Genomic DNA, 15,864 nt, shown 5'->3' with positions numbered 1-15,864 from the left:
CCCGGCCGATGCCTGGCCAGTCACCGCAGCCATCCACCCACGTCTCCGGGCGTCACCTGCTGAAGTCCACGACCACCGTCGGCGCCATGACGCTGCTGTCACGGCTGCTGGGCCTGGTGCGCGACATGGTCTACGCCCGCTACTTCGGCGCCGGCTACCTGATGGACGCCTTCTTCGTGGCGTTCAAGATTCCCAACATCTTCCGCCGCTGGTCCGCCGAGGGCGCGTTCTCGCAGGCCTTCGTCCCGGTTTTCGCCGACTACGACCAGAACCGCAGCCGCGAGGAGATCCGCGAGCTGGTGGACCGGGTCACGGGCACGCTGGGCGCGGCGCTGCTGGTGTTCACCGCCGTCGGCATCGTCGCTGCGCCGCTGCTGGTGCTGCTGTTCGCGCCGGGTTTCGCCGCGGCATCGGCCGAGGCCGGGCGATTCGAGCTGACCGTGGACATGCTGCGGCTGACGTTCCCGTACCTGTTCTTCATCTCGCTGTCGGCACTGGCCGGCGGCATCCTCAATACTTATCACCGCTTCGGCGTGCCGGCATTCTCCCCGGTGCTGCTCAACCTGGTGATGATCGGCTTCGCGGCCTTCGTGGCGCCCTACTACGCGCGCCCCGGCATGGCGCTGGCCGCGGGCGTGTTCGCCGCGGGCCTGGTGCAGCTGGGTTTCATGTTCCCCTTCCTGCGGCGCATCGGCATGGTGCCGCGGCCGCGCTGGGGCTGGTCGCACGAGGGCGTGCGCCGGATCATGAAGCTGATGGTGCCGGCGGTGTTCGGCTCCTCGGTGGCGCAGGTGAGCATCCTGCTCGATTCGCTCATTGCCTCGTTCCTGGTGACCGGCAGCATCAGCTGGCTGTACTACTCCGACCGCCTGATGGAGTTCCCGCTGGGCATCTTCGGCATCGCGCTGGCCACGGTGATCCTGCCCAACCTGTCGCGCCAGCACGCAAGCGCCTCGCGCGGCCAGTTCACCGCCACCCTGGAGTGGGCCGTCCGCGTGGTCATCCTCATCTCGGCACCCGCCTCGGTCGGGCTGGTGGTCCTCGCCGGACCGATGCTCGGCACCATTTTCTTCGGCGGTGAATTCACCGTCGCCGACGTGCGCATGGCCAGCCTCAGCCTCATGGCCTACGGTGGCGGCCTGGTGGCACTGACACTGGTCAAGGTGCTGGCGCCGGGCTACTTCGCCCGCCAGGACACCCGCACCCCGGTGCGTGTCGGGCTGATCTCCCTCGGCTGCAACATGGCCTTCAACATCGCGGTGGTGGTGCCTTGGGCGCTGGCCGGGATGCCGGCGCCGCATGCGGGCCTGGCGCTGTCCACCTCGCTCGCCGGGTTCCTCAACGCGGGCCTGCTCTGGCGCGGCCTGCGCCGCGATGGCGTGCTGCCGCCGGCCACGGGCCTGCCGCGCTTCCTGCTGCGGGTGGCGGTCGCCTGCGGCGTCATGGCCATGCTGCTGGTCACCATCACGCCGCCGCTGCCGCGCTGGCTCGAAGCGGCTGTCTGGGTGCGCGGCCTGTGGCTGGCCGGCGTCATCGTCGTGGCGGTGCTGGCCTACTTCGCCACGCTGCTCGCGGTGGGCCTGCGCCCCGGCGAGCTGCGGATGAAATCACCGGGCCCGACCGTATAATCCGGCTTTTCCGAGCCGCCATTCCCATGAGACTGATCCGCCGCCCCGCCGAGGAGGCCAGCCTGCTGTCGCCCGGCTGCGTGGCGACCATCGGCGCCTTCGACGGCGTGCACCTCGGCCACCAGCGCATCCTGGCGCGGGTGGTTGCCGAGGCGCGCCGCCGCGGGCTGGCGGCGCTGGCCTTCACCTTCGAGCCGACGCCGCGGGAGTACTTCAGCCCCGGGCGGCCGCCGGCGCGGCTGACGCGGCTGCGGGAGAAGGCGGCGCTGCTGGCGGGTCTGGGGCTCGACTGGATGTTCTGTCCGCCGTTCGATGCGCGCATGGAAGCGCTGGGGCCCGGGGAGTTCATCGAGCGCCTGCTGGCGCGCACGCTGCGCGTGCGGCACCTGGTGGTGGGCGACGATTTCCGCTTCGCCCGCGGGCGGGCTGGTACGCTGGCGGACCTCGAGGCCGCGGGCGGGCGCCTGGGCTTCGGCGTGGAGCAGGTGGGCAGCGTGGTCATCGACGGCACCCGCGTGTCGAGCACCGCGGTGCGCGAGGCGCTGGCCAGCGGCGACATGGACGAGGCGCGCCGGCTGCTCGGCCGCCACTACGCCATGACCGGCCGGGTGGTGCCGGGGCGGCGGCTGGGGCGCGAGCTCGGCATGCCCACCGCCAACCTCAATCTCTGCCGCCGGCAGAGCGCGCTGGCGGGCATCTTCGCGGTGCGCGTCGCCGGCCTGGGCGAGGGGCTGTTGCCCGGCGTGGCCAGCGTCGGCACGCGTCCCACCATCGACGGCATCGAGCCGCTGCTCGAGGTGCACGTGTTCGACTTCGACCGTGACATCTACGGGCGCTACATAGAAGTGCAGTTCGTCGCCCGCCTGCGCGACGAGCTGAAGTTTCCCGACCTGCCCACCCTGCAGCAGCAGATGCACCGGGACGCCGAGGCCGCCCGGCGCATACTGGCGGCAGCCTGATGGAGAGCGCGAGCGCGTGAGCGAGCAAGACTACAAGGCGACCCTGAACCTGCCGGAGACGGACTTCCCCATGAAGGCCGGCCTCGCGCAGCGCGAACCCGGCATGCTGGCGCAGTGGGAGGCCGACGACATCTACGGCCGCATCCGCCGCGCGGCTGCCGGCCGGCCGGTGTTCCTGCTGGTCGATGGCCCGCCGTACGCCAACGGCCAGATCCACCTCGGCCATGCCGTCAACAAGGTGCTGAAGGACATGGTGGTCAAGTCGAAGACCCTGTCCGGCTTCGATGCGCCCTACATCCCGGGCTGGGACTGCCATGGCCTGCCCATCGAGCTCGAGGTGGAGAAGAAGCATGGCAAGGTCGGCAGCAAGCTCGACGCGGCGCGGTTCCGCGAGGCCTGCCGCCAGTACGCCCGCGCCCAGGTGGACAGCCAGCGGCGCGATTTCCGCCGCCTCGGCGTGCTGGGCGACTGGGACCGGCCCTACCTGACGCTGGACCCGGCTTTCGAGGCCAACCAGGTGCGCGGCTTCGCCCGCATCATGGAGAAGGGCCACGTGCAGCGTGGCTACAAGCCGGTCCACTGGTGCCTGGACTGCGGCTCGGCCCTGGCGGAGGCCGAGGTCGAGTACCAGGACAAGACCTCCAGCGCCATCGACGTGCGCTTCGCGCTGCCGGAGCCCGAAGCCCTGCGGGCACGCCTGCAGGCGGCCGGCATCGCGGTTCCGGCCGCTGCGGTGGCGGTGAGCCTGCCCATCTGGACGACGACGCCGTGGACGCTGCCGGCCAACCAGGCCGTGGCAGTGGGGCCTGAACTCGAGTACCTGCTGGTGGAGGCCACCATCGGCGGGCAGACCGAGCGGCTGATCCTCGCCGCGGACCTGGCCGAGGCGGCCCTGCGACGCTACGGCGCCGCGGACAGCCGCAGCCTGGCGCGATTCCCGGGCGCGCTGCTGCCGGGCCTGCGCCTGCAGCATCCTTTCTATCCGCGCCAGGTGCCGGTCATCGCCGGCGACCATGTCACGCTGGAGGCCGGCACCGGTGCCGTGCACACCGCCCCGGGGCATGGCCTGGAGGATTTCGCCGCCGGCGTCGCCCACGGCCTGCCGCTGGAGAATCCCGTGGACGGCTCCGGCGTCTACCTGCCCGGCACCGGACTCTTCGCCGGGCAGCACATCTACAAGGCCAACGACGCCATCCTCGCGCTGCTGGCCGACAGCGGCCGGCTGCTGTGCGCCGCGAAGGTCACGCACAGCTATCCGCATTGCTGGCGCCACAAGTCGCCGCTGATCTTCCGCGCCACGCCACAGTGGTTCATCAGCCTCGACCAGAACGGGCTGCGCGGCCAGGCGCTGGCCGCCATCGCCACGGTGCAATGGCTGCCCGACTGGGGCCGCCAGCGCATCGAGAACATGGTGGCCGGGCGCCCGGACTGGTGCGTCTCGCGCCAGCGGGCCTGGGGCGTGCCGATCCCGCTGTTCGTCCATCGCGGCAGCGGTGAGCTGCACCCGCAGACGCCGGCGCTGCTCGAGGACGTGGCACGGCGCATGGATGCGCGCGGCATCGAGGCCTGGTTCGAGCTCGAGCCGCGCGAGCTGCTGGGCGATGCGGCCACCGACTACGAGAAGATCGCCGACACCATGGACGTGTGGATGGACTCCGGCATGGTGCACCATTGCCTGTCCCGGGCCCGTCCCGAGGTGGGCTTCCCGGCGGATCTCTACCTCGAGGGTTCCGACCAGCACCGCGGCTGGTTCCAGAGCTCGCTGCTGACCTCGGTCGCCATGCATGGCGTGGCGCCCTACCGCGGCGTCCTCACCCACGGGTTCACCGTGGACGAGAAGGGCCGCAAGATGTCGAAGTCGCTGGGCAACGGCATCGAGCCGCAGAAGGTCTGCGATACGCTGGGCGCCGACGTGCTGCGGCTCTGGGTCGCCGCCACCGACTACCGCGCCGAGATGAGCGGCTCGGCGGAGATCCTCAAGCGCATCTCCGAGTCCTACCGGCGCATGCGCAACACCGCGCGCTTCCTGCTCGGCAACCTCCATGGCTTCGACCCGGCCAGCGACCAGGTGGCCGGGGACGCGCTGGTGGACCTCGACCGCCAGGCGCTGGCGCGCGCGGCCGAGCTGCAGCGGGAGATCGTCGCCGCCTACGGCGCCTTCGAGTTCCACCGCGTCTACCAGCTGCTGCACAACTTCTGCGTGGTGGACCTCGGCGCCTTCTATCTCGACATCATCAAGGACCGGCTCTACACGACCCCGCGGCGCAGCGTCGCGCGCCGCTCGGCGCAGACGGCCATGTACCACATCGCCGAGGCCATGGTGCGCTGGCTGGCGCCGGTGCTGAGCTTCACGGCGGAGGAGATCTGGAAGGCGCTGCCGGGGCAGCGCGACATCACGGTGTTCACCAGCACCTGGCACGAGCTGCCGCAGGTTACGGCCTGCCGCGTCGACTGGCCGGCGGTGCTGCGGGTGCGCGAGACCGTGGCGCGCGCCCTGGAGGCGCTGCGTGTCGCCGGGCAGATCGGCTCGGGGCTCGATGCCCGCGTGGAAGTCTATGCCGACGGCGCGCTCGCCGAGAACCTGCGCCTGCTGGGCCCGGAGCTGCGCTTCGTCTTCATCACTTCCGCGGCCAGCATCCACCCGGCCGCCGGGCGGCCCGCCGCGGCGCTCGAGGGCGAGGGGTTCGCCGTGGCCGTGTCTGCCACCGGCGACGCCAAGTGCGTGCGCTGCTGGCACCGTCGCCCCGAGGTCGGCACGCTGGCCGCACATCCGCAGCTCTGCGGGCGCTGCGCCGGCAACCTGGAGGACCCGGGCGAGCACCGGGTATTTGCCTGATGGCGGAACGTATCTCCTGGGGCGGCTGGCTGCTGGTCTCGCTGGCGGTGATCGCCGCGGACCAGATCACCAAGATGCAGGTGACCGGGGCACTCGGGCTCTACGAGCGGGTGCCGGTGCTGCCGTTCTTCGACCTCGTGCGGCTGCACAACCCGGGGGCCGCCTTCAGCTTCCTCGCCGGCGCCTCGGGCTGGCAGAACTGGCTGTTCAGCGGCGTGGCGGCGGTGGTGAGCCTGGGGGTGTTCTGGTGGCTGACGCGCCTGCCGCCCCGGGGGCACAGCCTGCTGGCGCTGGGCCTGTCACTGCTGCTCGGTGGTGCCATCGGCAACCTGATCGACCGGCTGCTGCATGGCTACGTCGTGGATTTCATCCTGCTGTACTACCGCGACTGGTCCTACCCGGCCTTCAATCTCGCGGACTCGGCCATCACCTGCGGCGTGGTGCTGGTGCTGTTCGACGGGCTGGTGCTCGACCGCCGCCGCGGCAGCTAGCGCCAGCAGCGGTCGGTGACGGCCGCACCGGCATCGCCATCCTGCGCCTCGGCGCCGCGCAGGCCACGCTCGTTGATGCTGAGGATCCAGCATTCGCTGTCGTCGGCCTGCGGGCCGGCGGCCGCCACCGTGGCGGTGGCGGTATAGCCGACCGCGGCGCCGTCCTCGTCGATGCGGATGTCGAGCACGTAGTAGCCGCGCTCGGTGCCGGCGATGCCGAGCCCCAGCGGTGGGGCCGCCGCCATGGCGCCGGCGTCGGCATACTGGCCGTTCTGCACGTAGAACTTCTCCTGGGCGGCAGCCAGCCGGAGCAGGGCCGAGGTCGCATCCACGCGATTGGCGCGGCGCAGGTACTGCCGGTAGCCGCCGACGGCGAGCGAGGTGACGATGGCCATGATCGCCAGCGTGACCAGCAGCTCGATCAGGGAGAACCCGTGCGCGGCGCGCCGGCCACGCCTCACCGTGCCCGCTCCTGCGACCAGTAGCTGCGGGACGCCGCGCCGGACCCGGAAGCGGGCGGGAAGCAGCTCAGGCCGACGCAGCGCGTGGGCTTGCCGATGCCGTTGCCGGGGAACAGGAAGATGGAGCCGGGCGCGATGCCGGTCTGGCTCAGGGTGCGGAAGCGGTCCTCGATGGCGAGCGGCCCGTCCTCGCTGCTGCCGTCGAGGTTGGTGAGCGGGCGGCCGTTGCAGATGCCGACCTGGTACGCGCGGTTGATGCCGAGGCCGCCGGCGCAGGCGCTGACGCCCGCGCCGGGCGCGAACGAGGTGAAGAACAGGGTGTTGTCGAAGGTCACCGCCGGGGTGAGCACCTTCTCGCCCGGCTCCTGCTCGAGCCGCAGCCGCCAGCCGGCGGCATCGACCGGCACCTCGGCATCCGGGTCGTCGGTGATGTCCATGAGGTCGCCGATGCGGATGGGCTCCCCGTAGCTCGCGGTGTCGAGGGCCAGGTAGACGTTCGGGTCGCGCACCGAGAAGAACTGGTCGGCGGCGTCCGTGTCCAGCGGATGGCCGCGGTAGCCCGAGCCGAGGTTGATGGCGAGGAAGTTGCCGCGGATGCAGTCCACCAGCACCACGTCCGGCGTGGCATGGAAGCGGCGCACGTCGGCCGCGTCCGGACTGGCGAGGTCCGCGGCGCCGAGCGAGGCGAGCACGCCCGCGCTCACCAGGCTCGCGCGGTCCTGGCCATTGCGGATGTCGAAGCGCCAGAGCTGGCCGCCCATGTCGCCGACATAGAGACGGTCGGCAAGGCCGTCCCCGCTCAGGTCGATGACCCGGGGTGCGGCCGGGATCGAGTTGCGCATGGCGGGCAGGACGAGATCATGGCCCTGGCCGGAGGCGCCGGCGCTCCACAGCCGTTCGCCGCTCAGCAGGTCGATGAAGTACAGCGCATTGCCGACCTGGTCCTCGCGATAGCCGCGGTTGTCCTGGGCGTCGTCGTAGCCGCCGGACAGGATCACCGCTTCGTGCGTCGTGGTGCCGATGGTGATCTTCGCCACCTCGGGTGCCGCCCAGGTCTGGCCGAGGGCACCGAAGCCCGCGCTCTGGCGGTCGATCTGCCAGAGCAGGGCCGGGGCGTCGGGATTGGTCACGTCGAGGGCGAACACCGCGGTGCCGCCGCGTCCCATGCCGAAGACGAGGATGGCCTGCTCGCCGGCGCCGATACCGGGCTGCCCGTCGTCGTTGCGCAGGTGGAAGCGCAGCTCGCCGTCGAGCCCGTAGTGGCGCACCGGGGTGAGCGGATCGAGCAGCAGCGCGTTCTGCCGTGCCAGCTGCCGCCCGGGCAGGTAGGCCCAGCGCTCGATGCCGGTGGCGGCATCCACGGCGTGGAGGAAGCCGTCGTTGGTGGCGAGGTAGACCACCGTGCCCGGTGTGGCGGAACCCGTGCCGTAGGTGACGGTGACCGGGCGCACATGCAGCGGGTCACCCATCTGCAGGCGCGCTTCCGCGCGGTCGCCGTCGCCGTCGAGATCGGCGGCATCGGCGCCACGGATCCAGGCGATGAGCCCGTCGCGCTGGCCCGGGGCCACGCCGAGCAGGGCGGCGGTGAGGGCGCTGTTGCCCACCTCGACGCGGTTGGCGGCGGCGGCGAGATCGGCGCCGCTGATATCCGTGAAGACGCGGCGCGCGGCCGGTGCGGGCAGGCGGCTGGCGGCGCCGCCTTCCACGACGCGGTCGCCATCCGCCGCCGTCGACCAGACGCTGCGCGTACCGGGACGGAAGAAGCCGGTCGCCGCGTCCACGGCCGGCTGGCCGTCCTGGTCGACGAGGTTGTTGCCGGCGAAGCGGTACTTCTTCAGGTTGCCGGGCCAGTGCTCGTTGCCGGTGGGTTTGAACACCGAGACATAGACGTCGCGCTCGCTGGCGGCGCGGTTGAAGGCGTTCACCGGGATCGCCGGCGCGACGAAGGTCGCCGAGCGCTCGGCGATGCCGGAGATCACCGCGGACAGCGCGGTGGCGAGGCTGCCGGTGTCGTCGGCGACGTAGTAGCGGCCGCCACCGCGGCGTGCCGCGGACTCCAGCAGCGGCACGTCGAGTTCGAAGCCGATGGTATAGGTGACCACGTTCTGCATGCCGGGGATCGAGGGGGCGGCATCCGCGCGGTACAGATACTCGGCCAGGTCGTCGAGGCAGGCACCGTCGCCGGAGCCGTCGCAGCCGCCGAGCAGGGCAGTGAAGCCGGGCAGGCCGGCGACCTTGGCGAGCGTGCCATTGTCGTCGTTGGAGGGCTCGCCATCGGTGAGCAGGATGATGAAGTTCTTCTGGCACTCCGCCGTGACGGGCGAGAGATAGCTGGTGGCCGATGCGCTGCCGTTGAGGCGCGAGGCGGCCACGCTGCGCAGCGGGCCGACATTGCCGTAGTCGACGGGACCGCCGCGCAGGTAGTTGGTCGCCTCGTAGAGCGTTTCCGAGAGCGGCGTGCGCGTCGAGGCAGTCAGCGCGTCCACCGCGTCCTTCATCGCCTGGCGCGAGGTGCCGATGTCCGCCATGGCCTGGCTGACGGTGCCGCCCTCGCTGAAGTTGAACTGCATCAGGCCGACGTTGACGTCCTGGAGGTTGTCGAGCACCTCCTTGACCACCTGCTTGACGATCTGCAGGCGGGTGCGGGTCACGGTCGGCGGATTGTTCCGCCAGTTGAGCCAGTTGCCGTCGAAGACCGTGGCCTGGGCCGTCCAGCCGGGTTCGCTGGCCGCATCGGCGGCCCAGGGCCCGGCCGCGCCGTTGGCGGCGTAGGGATTGCCGGCGCCGCCGGAGCCGTCGATCCCGCGGTCGGCATGGCACTCCAGGTAGGTATTGGCGCCGCCGGCATCGAGCGGCTGCCAGAGCCGGGCATTGCCATCCCAGCCGAGCAGCTGGTCGCTGTACTGGCCGCGGCTGCGCAGTGCGGGTTGCGCGGCCGCGCAGTGGTTGGCCGACTTGAGCACCTCGACCGCGCCGTTGCAGGGCGGCGGTGCGCCGCTGGTGCCGAGGTAGAGCGAATCGCTGCGATAGCAGCCGGTGAACTGCTGGTCAGGGTCCCATTCGGCCTGGGTCTGCACCGCGGAGCTCATGCTGCCCGAATTGTCGAGGATGAAGAGGATGTTGGCGTTGCCGGCGGCGGGATTGCCTGCGGCCTGGCCGATGTACAGCTCGGTGTCGTCGGCGTGCAGGACGCCTGCCGGCAGCCACAGCGTGGCAGCGGCGAGGAGGGCGCTCGCGGCGCGGCGGATCCGGGCAGGCTTGCTCATTGCGTGGCATCCAGCACGATCCGCCGCACGATGCCGGAACGCGGATCGAAGTAGACGAAGATCGAGGTGCGCGGCCGGCTGGCGACCCGCCCGGCCTCGCGGCGCAGGACATCGAGGCTGACGTTGCCGGCTCCCGGCAGCACCTGGAACTGCGTGTGCGCGTCCACGCGCAGCAGCTCGGCCGCGCAACCCGCGCAGCGGCGCAGCGCCAGGCTGCCGCCGGTCGCGGCGGGCAGGCTGACCTCGGCGGGGTCGAGTTCGTAGGCCTGTTCGATGGCCTTCAGGCTGGCCTGCGCGCTGCCGGCGGCGGCCAGCGCCAGCAGCAGGGGCAGCACGCGCGTGGTCCACGGCGTCATTCTTCGTACTCCCGGTAGAAGCCCTGGGCGTGGATGGCTTCGGCATTGCGCTGGTCGGTGCGGCCGCGGGACTCGATGCGGTAGTGCAGCTGCGTGAAGCCGACGCTCGAGCCGACCGCGTCATGCGTCCTGCCGGCGGCGCACAGCCGCACTTCGTAGCGCCCCTTGAGTGCCGGCACTGCCACCGGGGCCTCCCAGGGCAGGGCTGCGGCGCTCCACGGGCGGGGGCTGGCCGGGCAGGGCGGCACGGCGTCGAGATCGATGGCGCTGGCCTCCACGCGGCGCAGGGTGGCGGCAATGCCGGAGTCGGCGAGCTGGAAGGCGTTCTCGCGGAACTGGGCGTTGCCGGCCATGACGAGATCCAGCGTCGCGGTGCGCATGGCGGAGATGGCGAGCACCGTCAGCACCATCAGCATCACCAGGCCGACGATCAGGGCGGCTCCCCGCTGCGATGCGTGAGCATGTGCTGTCGCGGGCCGCATCAGCGGGCCCCCACGTTGCGCAACAGGACGGTCTTCGTCACCTCGATGCGCTGGAACTGCGCCGGGTAGTCGGCATCGCCCGGGGTGATGAGGGGAGCATCGAGGTCCAGCGGCTGGTAGCTGCGCGCATCGCTGAAGGCGGGGCCCGGGGACTCCTCGGAGCGCACCAGCATCCAGAGACGGACGGCGACGATGCGCGCATCCTCCAGGTAACCGACGGCACCGGGCGTCACCGCCGGGCTGTCCGGGTCCACGTAGCGCTCCACGCTGCCATCGCCATTGGTGTCCAGGCCGAACTGCAGCTGCAGGTTCTCGACGCCGGTGATCATCTCCTGGTCCTCGATGATCCCGCCCTTGACCAGGGTGAGCCGCCGCAGCGAGGGGACGCCGGCGTCGAAGCTCGAGCTGTTGTCGACGTAGTAGGCGTGCACCTGCAGGTCGCGGGTTTCGCCGCCGCCGGCGAGGATGTCGGCGGGCACGACGCCGTCGTCGAACACCCGGGCCATCGCCAGGTTGCTGGCCACCTGCGGCTGCCCGGGGTCGGGGCTGGCGAGCATTTCCCCTGCATGGCGGATGACCAGCACGTCGCTGCCGGCGCGGGCCGTGCCATGCGGCCCGCAGCCGGGGATGTCGTAGCCGTCGTCGCTGGCGCTGATGGGGCGATCGAGCGCCAGCACCCAGGCGCGCGCATCGTTGCCGCCGCAGCTCACGGCGATGCCGGTGGCGTCGGGCGCGAAGGCGGTGTTGGTGCTCGGGCCCCAGAACCCGGCGAGGCGCAGGTCCGGCTCGATGGTCTCCAGCGCGAAGCGCGCGTTCTCCTGCAGGCGGGTCGCCACCTCGGCGGCCTTGTAGTTGCCCTTGCTCTGCAGGTACACCTCGAACGCGCCCCAGGTGAGGAACAGGCCGATGGCCATCGCCACCATCAGCTCGATCAGCGTCATGCCGCGGTCGTGATGCCGGCTGCTCATAGCTGCAGCGCCAGCGAGTAGGTGACCGGTGCCTCCTGCCCCGCCTCGGGCCAGGACAGCGTGATGGCGACCTGGCGCACCGGGGCGCCGGCCTGCTCCTCGATCACCGCGGTGGCGCCCGCCGGCAGCCGCCGGTGCAGGTCGCCCAGCCAGCGAAACCAGTCGTCCGCGGCGAGATCGTCCGCGCTGCAATCGCCACCGCCGTTGACGCAGCCGCGGTCGGCGCCCGGTCCGCTGCCGGCATAGCTGCCGCCCGGGTTGGCGCGGATGCGGTCGGCCATGTCGCCGGCCAGCGTGACCGCCGCCCCACGGTAGACCGAGGTGCGCCCGGCGCGCAGTCCCTCGATGTAGAGGCCGGCGATGCCGAGCATGCCCACCGCCATGACCACCAGCGCAACCAGCACCTCGACCAGGCTGAAGCCGCGGCTGCGACGGCGGGGGCGCCGCCCGGCCATGGTCAGCAGCCCCCCAGCGGGTTGGCGGCATCCTGCAGGCGGCTGACCTGGTCGACCAGCACCGTGTGGCCCGCCGGGCTGACGATGATCCAGCGGCCGGCGGCACGCCCGCCGCCGGTGTCGCGATCGCCGCGCGCATCGCAGAGCTGCAGGTTGCGGATCCCGGGGCGCCCGGCGACTTCGGCCGGGAAGCCGTCGCTGCGGAAGCTGAGGAACTGCGGCGTGCCGCCGTCGGCCGCGGTGCGCGCCTCGCCGCGGATGCGGTCGTCGATGGGCCCGTGGGCCAGCAGCACGGCTTCGCCGGTGCTGCGCGCGGCGTTGCCGTCGGCGTCCTCGAAGACGATCCAGCCGTCGAACAGCGAGGCCGAGGGCGCGCAGCCGGGTTCATCGGCCTGCCAGTCGCTGCTGGCGCACAGCGTGACGGGCCGGCTGCGCGTCGAGGCCTGTGCACGCGCGGCCCGGATGCTGCTCACGAGGTCATTGGCGGCCACGGTCATGCGGCCGTTCGCCGCCATGCCGGTCATGGCCGGCACGCCGAGGCCCAGGGTCAACGCCAACACCATCATCAGCACCAGGAGCTCGATGAGGGTGAAGCCTTCTTGGTGCTTCTTGCCCATCACCGTGCATCCTGCCGCGCCCGCCGGCCGGGGTCAGCCTGTCCCGATGGGCGGCACGCATGCAGGGATGAGCGGCCGGCGGCCCCTGCGGACTCAGCCGGGGCATGTCAGTGGACGACCGTCGGCGGTCTCCCGCGACAGCCGCGGCCGGCCGCTGTAGCTGACGATCACCGCCCGGGCCCGGGCCGGTCCCCGGGCATCGCAGAAGACCACCGTGCCGTTGCTGGCCCGCAGGGCGTGGGGGCGCAGGGCATAGGCCCGCCGGTTGCTGCGCACCGAGGCGAGCGGCAGGGCGCTGCTCGCCGCCAGCACCGGCTCGCCCGGGTCGACGGCGGGCGGGTCGTCGCCGTCGCCGTTGACGAACACCAGCCAGCCGCTGGTCCAGTCGCCCGCCGGCGCGCAGTGCCTGGCGTCCAGGCTGCGGCAGACCACCACGTCGCGGGCCTGCGTGGCCGCGGTGACCCGGGCGAGGTGGATGGCGTGCACGAAGCCGTTGACCGCCGCGACCATGCGCGCCTCCAGCAGCAGCTGCTGACATAACGGCACCGCGGTGACCGCCAGCACGGCGGCGGCCAGCAGCGCCAGCAGCATCTCCAGCAGGCTCAGGCCGTGGGCGCGCCGTTCCATGGCGCGCAGCTTAGGCGGCGCCACCCGGCGCCACAGCCGCCGTTTCCCCCGGGAATCACTGGATTCCCGGCGCGGTGCGCGCGTTTACAGCCCGGCGGCCGGCCCACTAGAATGCGGCGCAGGAGCCTTGCCGGCGGACACGACACTTGGATCTTCGCGAGCGCGTCAGCGCACAACTCGTCGAGCATGGCGTGCGGCCGACCGCCCAGCGCCTGCAGATCGGCATGCTGGTGCTGGAACGCCCCTGCCACTTCTCGGCCGACCAGCTGCTCGCCACCCTGCGCAGGACCGGGCAGCGCGTGTCGCGGGCGACGATCTACAACACGCTCAGCCTGTTCTCCCGCCGCGGCCTGATCCGCGAGGTGGCCGTGGACCCGGCCCGCCTGCTCTACGATTCCACCACCCGCCCGCACCACCATTTCTACAACGCCGAGACCGGCGAGCTCACCGACATCGACCCCGCCGACCTGCGCCTGCCGCGGCTGCCGGCGCTGCCGCGCGCCACCGAGGCGGAGAGCGTCGAGGTCATCATCCGCGTGCGACCGCGCAAGGACGGGTGAGCGGCAGCCCGAGCTGCTATACTTCGCCGCCGCGCCGGCGTAGCTCAGTTGGTAGAGCAGTCGCTTCGTAAGCGAGAGGTCGGGGGTTCAAGTCCCTCCGCCGGCACCACCATCCCGTCACCGGGGAATCGCCATGCGGCTCATCGTCGGCATATCGGGCGCGAGCGGTGTCGTCTACGGCATCCGCCTGCTGGAAGTCCTGGCGGCGCAGCCGCAGGTGGAAACCCACCTGGTCATCAGCCAGGGCGGCAAGCTCAACATCGCGCTGGAGACCGGCCTGGACCTGAAGCGGGTGGAGAAGCTCGCCCAGGTCGTGCACAGCGACCTGAACCTCGCCGCCAGCATTGCCAGCGGCTCGTTCCGCACCGACGGCATGATCGTCGCGCCCTGCTCGATGAAGACGCTGTCGGGCATCGTCCATTCCTATGCCGACACGCTGATGATCCGCGCCGCCGACGTGGTCCTCAAGGAGCGCCGCCGCCTGGTGCTGGTGCCGCGGGAATCGCCGCTGCACGAGGGCCATTGCCGGCTGCTGCACGAGGCGAGCCGCATGGGCGCCATCATCGCGCCGCCGATGCCGGCGTTCTACGCCGCGCCGAAGTCGGTGGACGACCTGGTGAACCACACGGTGGGGCGGCTGCTGGACCTGTTCGGCATCGACAGCGGCATCGTCCGTCGCTGGAACGGGCCCGCGGCCAGGCGCGCGCGCGGCACCAGGCGCCCGCGATGAATCGGCGATGAGCCCGCGATGAACCCTCGATGAACGATCGCGCCGCCGTCGCGCAGCTGCTCGCCAGCCACCACGCGCTGACGCTGGCCACCTGCCACGATGGCCAGCCCTGGGCGGCGGCCGTGTTCTATGCCAGCGACGAGGCCCTGCGGCTGTACTTCGTCTCCGACCGGCGTACCCGCCACGCGCGGGACATGGCCGCCAATCCGCGCGTGGCGGCGGCGATCAACGCCGACCCCGACAACTGGCACGATGTGCGCGGCCTGCAGATCGAGGGCGACGCGGCATGCGTGGCGCCGGCGGGCCGTGCCGCGGCGCTGGCGCTCTACCTCGACAAGTTTCCAAGCGTGAAGGCGCTGTTCGAGCAGCCGCGCTCGGCCGACGAGCAGCTCATCGCCTCGCGACTGAAGAACACCGACTTCTGGTGCCTCACGCCGCGCAGCATCCGCCTGATCGACAATGCGCGCGGCTTCGGCTTCCGCATCGAGCTGCGCGAGCCCGCGGCGGGCGCCCCGCCTCAGTAGGCATCGCCGCTCGAGTAGGGCGGCAGCTGCCCCAGGTGGATGCCGCTGTCGACGATCAGCGTCTCGCCGGTGATCAGCTCGGCATCCGTGAGGAACCACACCAGCACGCGGGCGATGTCTTCCGCGGTCGCCACCTTCTTCAGTGGCAGCGCCTGGCTCTGGGCGCTGAGCATGGCCTGGTACTGCTCCTCGCCCATGCCTCCCTTCAGCCAGCGGGTCTGGATCATGCCCGGGACCACGGCATTGATGCGGATCTCGGGCGCCAGCACATGGGCCAGCGACTTCGTCATCATGTTCAGCGCTGCCTTGGAGGCGGCGTAGGGGATGGAGGAGGCGATGCCGGTCACGCCGCCGATGGAGGAATCGTTGACGATGGCGCCGGCGCCCTGCTTCTTCATGTAGGGGGTGACGGCCCGCACCATCTGGTAGGCACCGACGACGTTCACCGCGTAGATGTCGAGGAAGTCCTGCTTGCTGACGCCGTTGAGCTTCGGGTACGGATTGAACTTGGTGCGGGCGGCATTGTTGATGAGGTAGTCGATGCGTCCCCAGCGCTCGGCCGCGGCACGCGCCATGCCCTGGCAGGCGTCGTCATCGGCCACGTCGGCCTGGAAGACGATCACCTCGGCGCCCCGTTCGCGGCAGGCTGCGGCCGTTTCCTCGGCCTCGGCCTGGCTGCGCGTGTAGTTGACGACGACGTTGCAGCCGCGTTCGGCCAGCAGGATGGCGGCGGCGGCGCCCACACCCGTGGCGGAACCGGTGACGATGGCGACTTTGCGGGCGGCCATGGGCGACTCCCCGGAATGAAAATGAACACGTGGAGGCCGGATGATACGTGGGCCGGTGGCAAATGCTATGGTGTGGCGGGCTGGCGGGCCGTCCGGTTCCGGCAGCCGAACCAGGC

At 71.5% G+C, this 15,864-nt stretch carries 16 protein-coding genes and 1 tRNA gene; 8 read left to right on the top strand and 9 right to left on the bottom strand.

Annotated elements, in window-relative coordinates; translation table 11 throughout:
* Window positions 1-8: 8 nt before the first annotated feature.
* The 4 genes from murJ to HRU81_07105 are packed head-to-tail and all read left to right on the top strand — an operon-like array spanning window position 9 to window position 5,914.
* Complete coding sequence (gene murJ, locus HRU81_07120; protein QOJ31879.1) at window positions 9-1,628, top strand: murein biosynthesis integral membrane protein MurJ; 1,620 nt, start codon at window positions 9-11, stop codon at window positions 1,626-1,628.
* Between the two features lie 26 nt (window positions 1,629-1,654).
* On the top strand, window positions 1,655-2,587 hold the full coding sequence (locus HRU81_07115) for a bifunctional riboflavin kinase/FAD synthetase (protein ID QOJ31878.1): 933 nt from the start codon (window positions 1,655-1,657) through the stop codon (window positions 2,585-2,587).
* A 16-nt stretch (window positions 2,588-2,603) separates the two neighbouring features.
* Complete coding sequence (gene ileS, locus HRU81_07110) at window positions 2,604-5,423, top strand: isoleucine--tRNA ligase (protein QOJ31877.1); 2,820 nt, start codon at window positions 2,604-2,606, stop codon at window positions 5,421-5,423.
* Window positions 5,423-5,914 carry a lipoprotein signal peptidase gene (locus HRU81_07105; protein ID QOJ31876.1) on the top strand — a complete coding sequence of 164 codons (492 nt, stop codon included), beginning with the start codon at window positions 5,423-5,425 and terminating at the stop codon, window positions 5,912-5,914. The genes ileS and HRU81_07105 overlap by 1 nt, the downstream gene beginning before the upstream one ends.
* Here HRU81_07105 and HRU81_07100 read toward each other — a convergent pair.
* The 8 genes from HRU81_07100 to HRU81_07065 all read right to left on the bottom strand — a co-directional run bounded on the left by HRU81_07100 (window position 5,911) and on the right by HRU81_07065 (window position 13,146).
* A complete protein-coding gene (locus HRU81_07100; GenBank protein ID QOJ31875.1) occupies window positions 5,911-6,375 on the bottom strand; it encodes a prepilin-type N-terminal cleavage/methylation domain-containing protein in 465 nt (154 codons plus the stop codon). The two genes, HRU81_07105 and HRU81_07100, sit on opposite strands and share 4 nt — an antisense overlap.
* Entirely contained in the window at window positions 6,372-9,641 is a 3,270-nt protein-coding gene (locus HRU81_07095; GenBank protein ID QOJ31874.1) for a hypothetical protein, read from the bottom strand. Before HRU81_07095 ends, HRU81_07100 begins: the two co-directional genes overlap by 4 nt.
* On the bottom strand, window positions 9,638-9,997 hold the full coding sequence (locus tag HRU81_07090) for a hypothetical protein (protein QOJ31873.1): 360 nt from the start codon (window positions 9,995-9,997) through the stop codon (window positions 9,638-9,640). The genes HRU81_07095 and HRU81_07090 overlap by 4 nt, the downstream gene beginning before the upstream one ends.
* Window positions 9,994-10,479: a hypothetical protein gene (locus tag HRU81_07085; GenBank protein ID QOJ31872.1), complete on the bottom strand. Its 486-nt coding sequence runs from the start codon at window positions 10,477-10,479 to the stop codon at window positions 9,994-9,996. The genes HRU81_07090 and HRU81_07085 overlap by 4 nt, the downstream gene beginning before the upstream one ends.
* Window positions 10,479-11,447: a PilW family protein gene (locus HRU81_07080; GenBank protein QOJ31871.1), complete on the bottom strand. Its 969-nt coding sequence runs from the start codon at window positions 11,445-11,447 to the stop codon at window positions 10,479-10,481. Before HRU81_07080 ends, HRU81_07085 begins: the two co-directional genes overlap by 1 nt.
* Complete coding sequence (gene pilV / locus HRU81_07075; GenBank protein QOJ31870.1) at window positions 11,444-11,902, bottom strand: type IV pilus modification protein PilV; 459 nt, start codon at window positions 11,900-11,902, stop codon at window positions 11,444-11,446. The genes HRU81_07080 and pilV overlap by 4 nt, the downstream gene beginning before the upstream one ends.
* Before the next feature lie 2 nt (window positions 11,903-11,904).
* The gene (locus HRU81_07070; GenBank protein ID QOJ31869.1) at window positions 11,905-12,519 is read right to left on the bottom strand and encodes a type II transport protein GspH; all 615 of its coding nucleotides are present in this window, start codon (window positions 12,517-12,519) and stop codon (window positions 11,905-11,907) included.
* Between the two features lie 93 nt (window positions 12,520-12,612).
* Window positions 12,613-13,146: a type II transport protein gene (locus HRU81_07065; protein ID QOJ31868.1), complete on the bottom strand. Its 534-nt coding sequence runs from the start codon at window positions 13,144-13,146 to the stop codon at window positions 12,613-12,615.
* Between the two features lie 224 nt (window positions 13,147-13,370).
* On the opposite strand from HRU81_07065, the gene HRU81_07060 reads away from it, so the two are divergent.
* From HRU81_07060 to HRU81_07045, 4 genes are all read left to right on the top strand, one after another.
* Window positions 13,371-13,706: a transcriptional repressor gene (locus tag HRU81_07060; GenBank protein QOJ33329.1), complete on the top strand. Its 336-nt coding sequence runs from the start codon at window positions 13,371-13,373 to the stop codon at window positions 13,704-13,706.
* A gap of 33 nt (window positions 13,707-13,739) precedes the next feature.
* Window positions 13,740-13,815, top strand: a tRNA-Thr gene (locus HRU81_07055).
* A 24-nt stretch (window positions 13,816-13,839) separates the two neighbouring features.
* Window positions 13,840-14,436, top strand: a complete 597-nt coding sequence (locus tag HRU81_07050) for a UbiX family flavin prenyltransferase (GenBank protein ID QOJ31867.1) — start codon at window positions 13,840-13,842, stop codon at window positions 14,434-14,436.
* Between the two features lie 29 nt (window positions 14,437-14,465).
* Window positions 14,466-14,960: a pyridoxamine 5'-phosphate oxidase family protein gene (locus HRU81_07045; GenBank protein QOJ31866.1), complete on the top strand. Its 495-nt coding sequence runs from the start codon at window positions 14,466-14,468 to the stop codon at window positions 14,958-14,960.
* Here the strand turns inward: HRU81_07045 and HRU81_07040 are convergent.
* Window positions 14,954-15,748 carry an SDR family oxidoreductase gene (locus HRU81_07040; protein QOJ31865.1) on the bottom strand — a complete coding sequence of 265 codons (795 nt, stop codon included), beginning with the start codon at window positions 15,746-15,748 and terminating at the stop codon, window positions 14,954-14,956. The genes HRU81_07045 and HRU81_07040 overlap by 7 nt on opposite strands.
* Window positions 15,749-15,864: the final 116 nt, after the last annotated feature.

It is taken from the genome of Gammaproteobacteria bacterium, assembly GCA_015709695.1.
Lineage (GTDB): Bacteria > Pseudomonadota > Gammaproteobacteria > Steroidobacterales.
Note: the sequence above shows the minus strand (reverse complement) of the source record. Positions and strands in the feature narration are given on the sequence as shown.

Coding starts and splice junctions, on each gene's coding strand:
- murJ (QOJ31879.1), top strand. CDS start 9: ATGCCTGGCCAGTCACCGCAGCCATCCACCCACGTCTCCGGGCGTCAC.
- HRU81_07115 (QOJ31878.1), top strand. CDS start 1,655: ATGAGACTGATCCGCCGCCCCGCCGAGGAGGCCAGCCTGCTGTCGCCC.
- HRU81_07105 (QOJ31876.1), top strand. CDS start 5,423: ATGGCGGAACGTATCTCCTGGGGCGGCTGGCTGCTGGTCTCGCTGGCG.
- HRU81_07095 (QOJ31874.1), bottom strand. CDS start 9,641: ATGAGCAAGCCTGCCCGGATCCGCCGCGCCGCGAGCGCCCTCCTCGCC.
- HRU81_07090 (QOJ31873.1), bottom strand. CDS start 9,997: ATGACGCCGTGGACCACGCGCGTGCTGCCCCTGCTGCTGGCGCTGGCC.
- HRU81_07085 (QOJ31872.1), bottom strand. CDS start 10,479: ATGCGGCCCGCGACAGCACATGCTCACGCATCGCAGCGGGGAGCCGCC.
- HRU81_07080 (QOJ31871.1), bottom strand. CDS start 11,447: ATGAGCAGCCGGCATCACGACCGCGGCATGACGCTGATCGAGCTGATG.
- pilV (QOJ31870.1), bottom strand. CDS start 11,902: ATGGCCGGGCGGCGCCCCCGCCGTCGCAGCCGCGGCTTCAGCCTGGTC.
- HRU81_07070 (QOJ31869.1), bottom strand. CDS start 12,519: ATGGGCAAGAAGCACCAAGAAGGCTTCACCCTCATCGAGCTCCTGGTG.
- HRU81_07065 (QOJ31868.1), bottom strand. CDS start 13,146: ATGGAACGGCGCGCCCACGGCCTGAGCCTGCTGGAGATGCTGCTGGCG.
- HRU81_07060 (QOJ33329.1), top strand. CDS start 13,371: ATGCTGGTGCTGGAACGCCCCTGCCACTTCTCGGCCGACCAGCTGCTC.
- HRU81_07050 (QOJ31867.1), top strand. CDS start 13,840: ATGCGGCTCATCGTCGGCATATCGGGCGCGAGCGGTGTCGTCTACGGC.
- HRU81_07045 (QOJ31866.1), top strand. CDS start 14,466: ATGAACGATCGCGCCGCCGTCGCGCAGCTGCTCGCCAGCCACCACGCG.
- HRU81_07040 (QOJ31865.1), bottom strand. CDS start 15,748: ATGGCCGCCCGCAAAGTCGCCATCGTCACCGGTTCCGCCACGGGTGTG.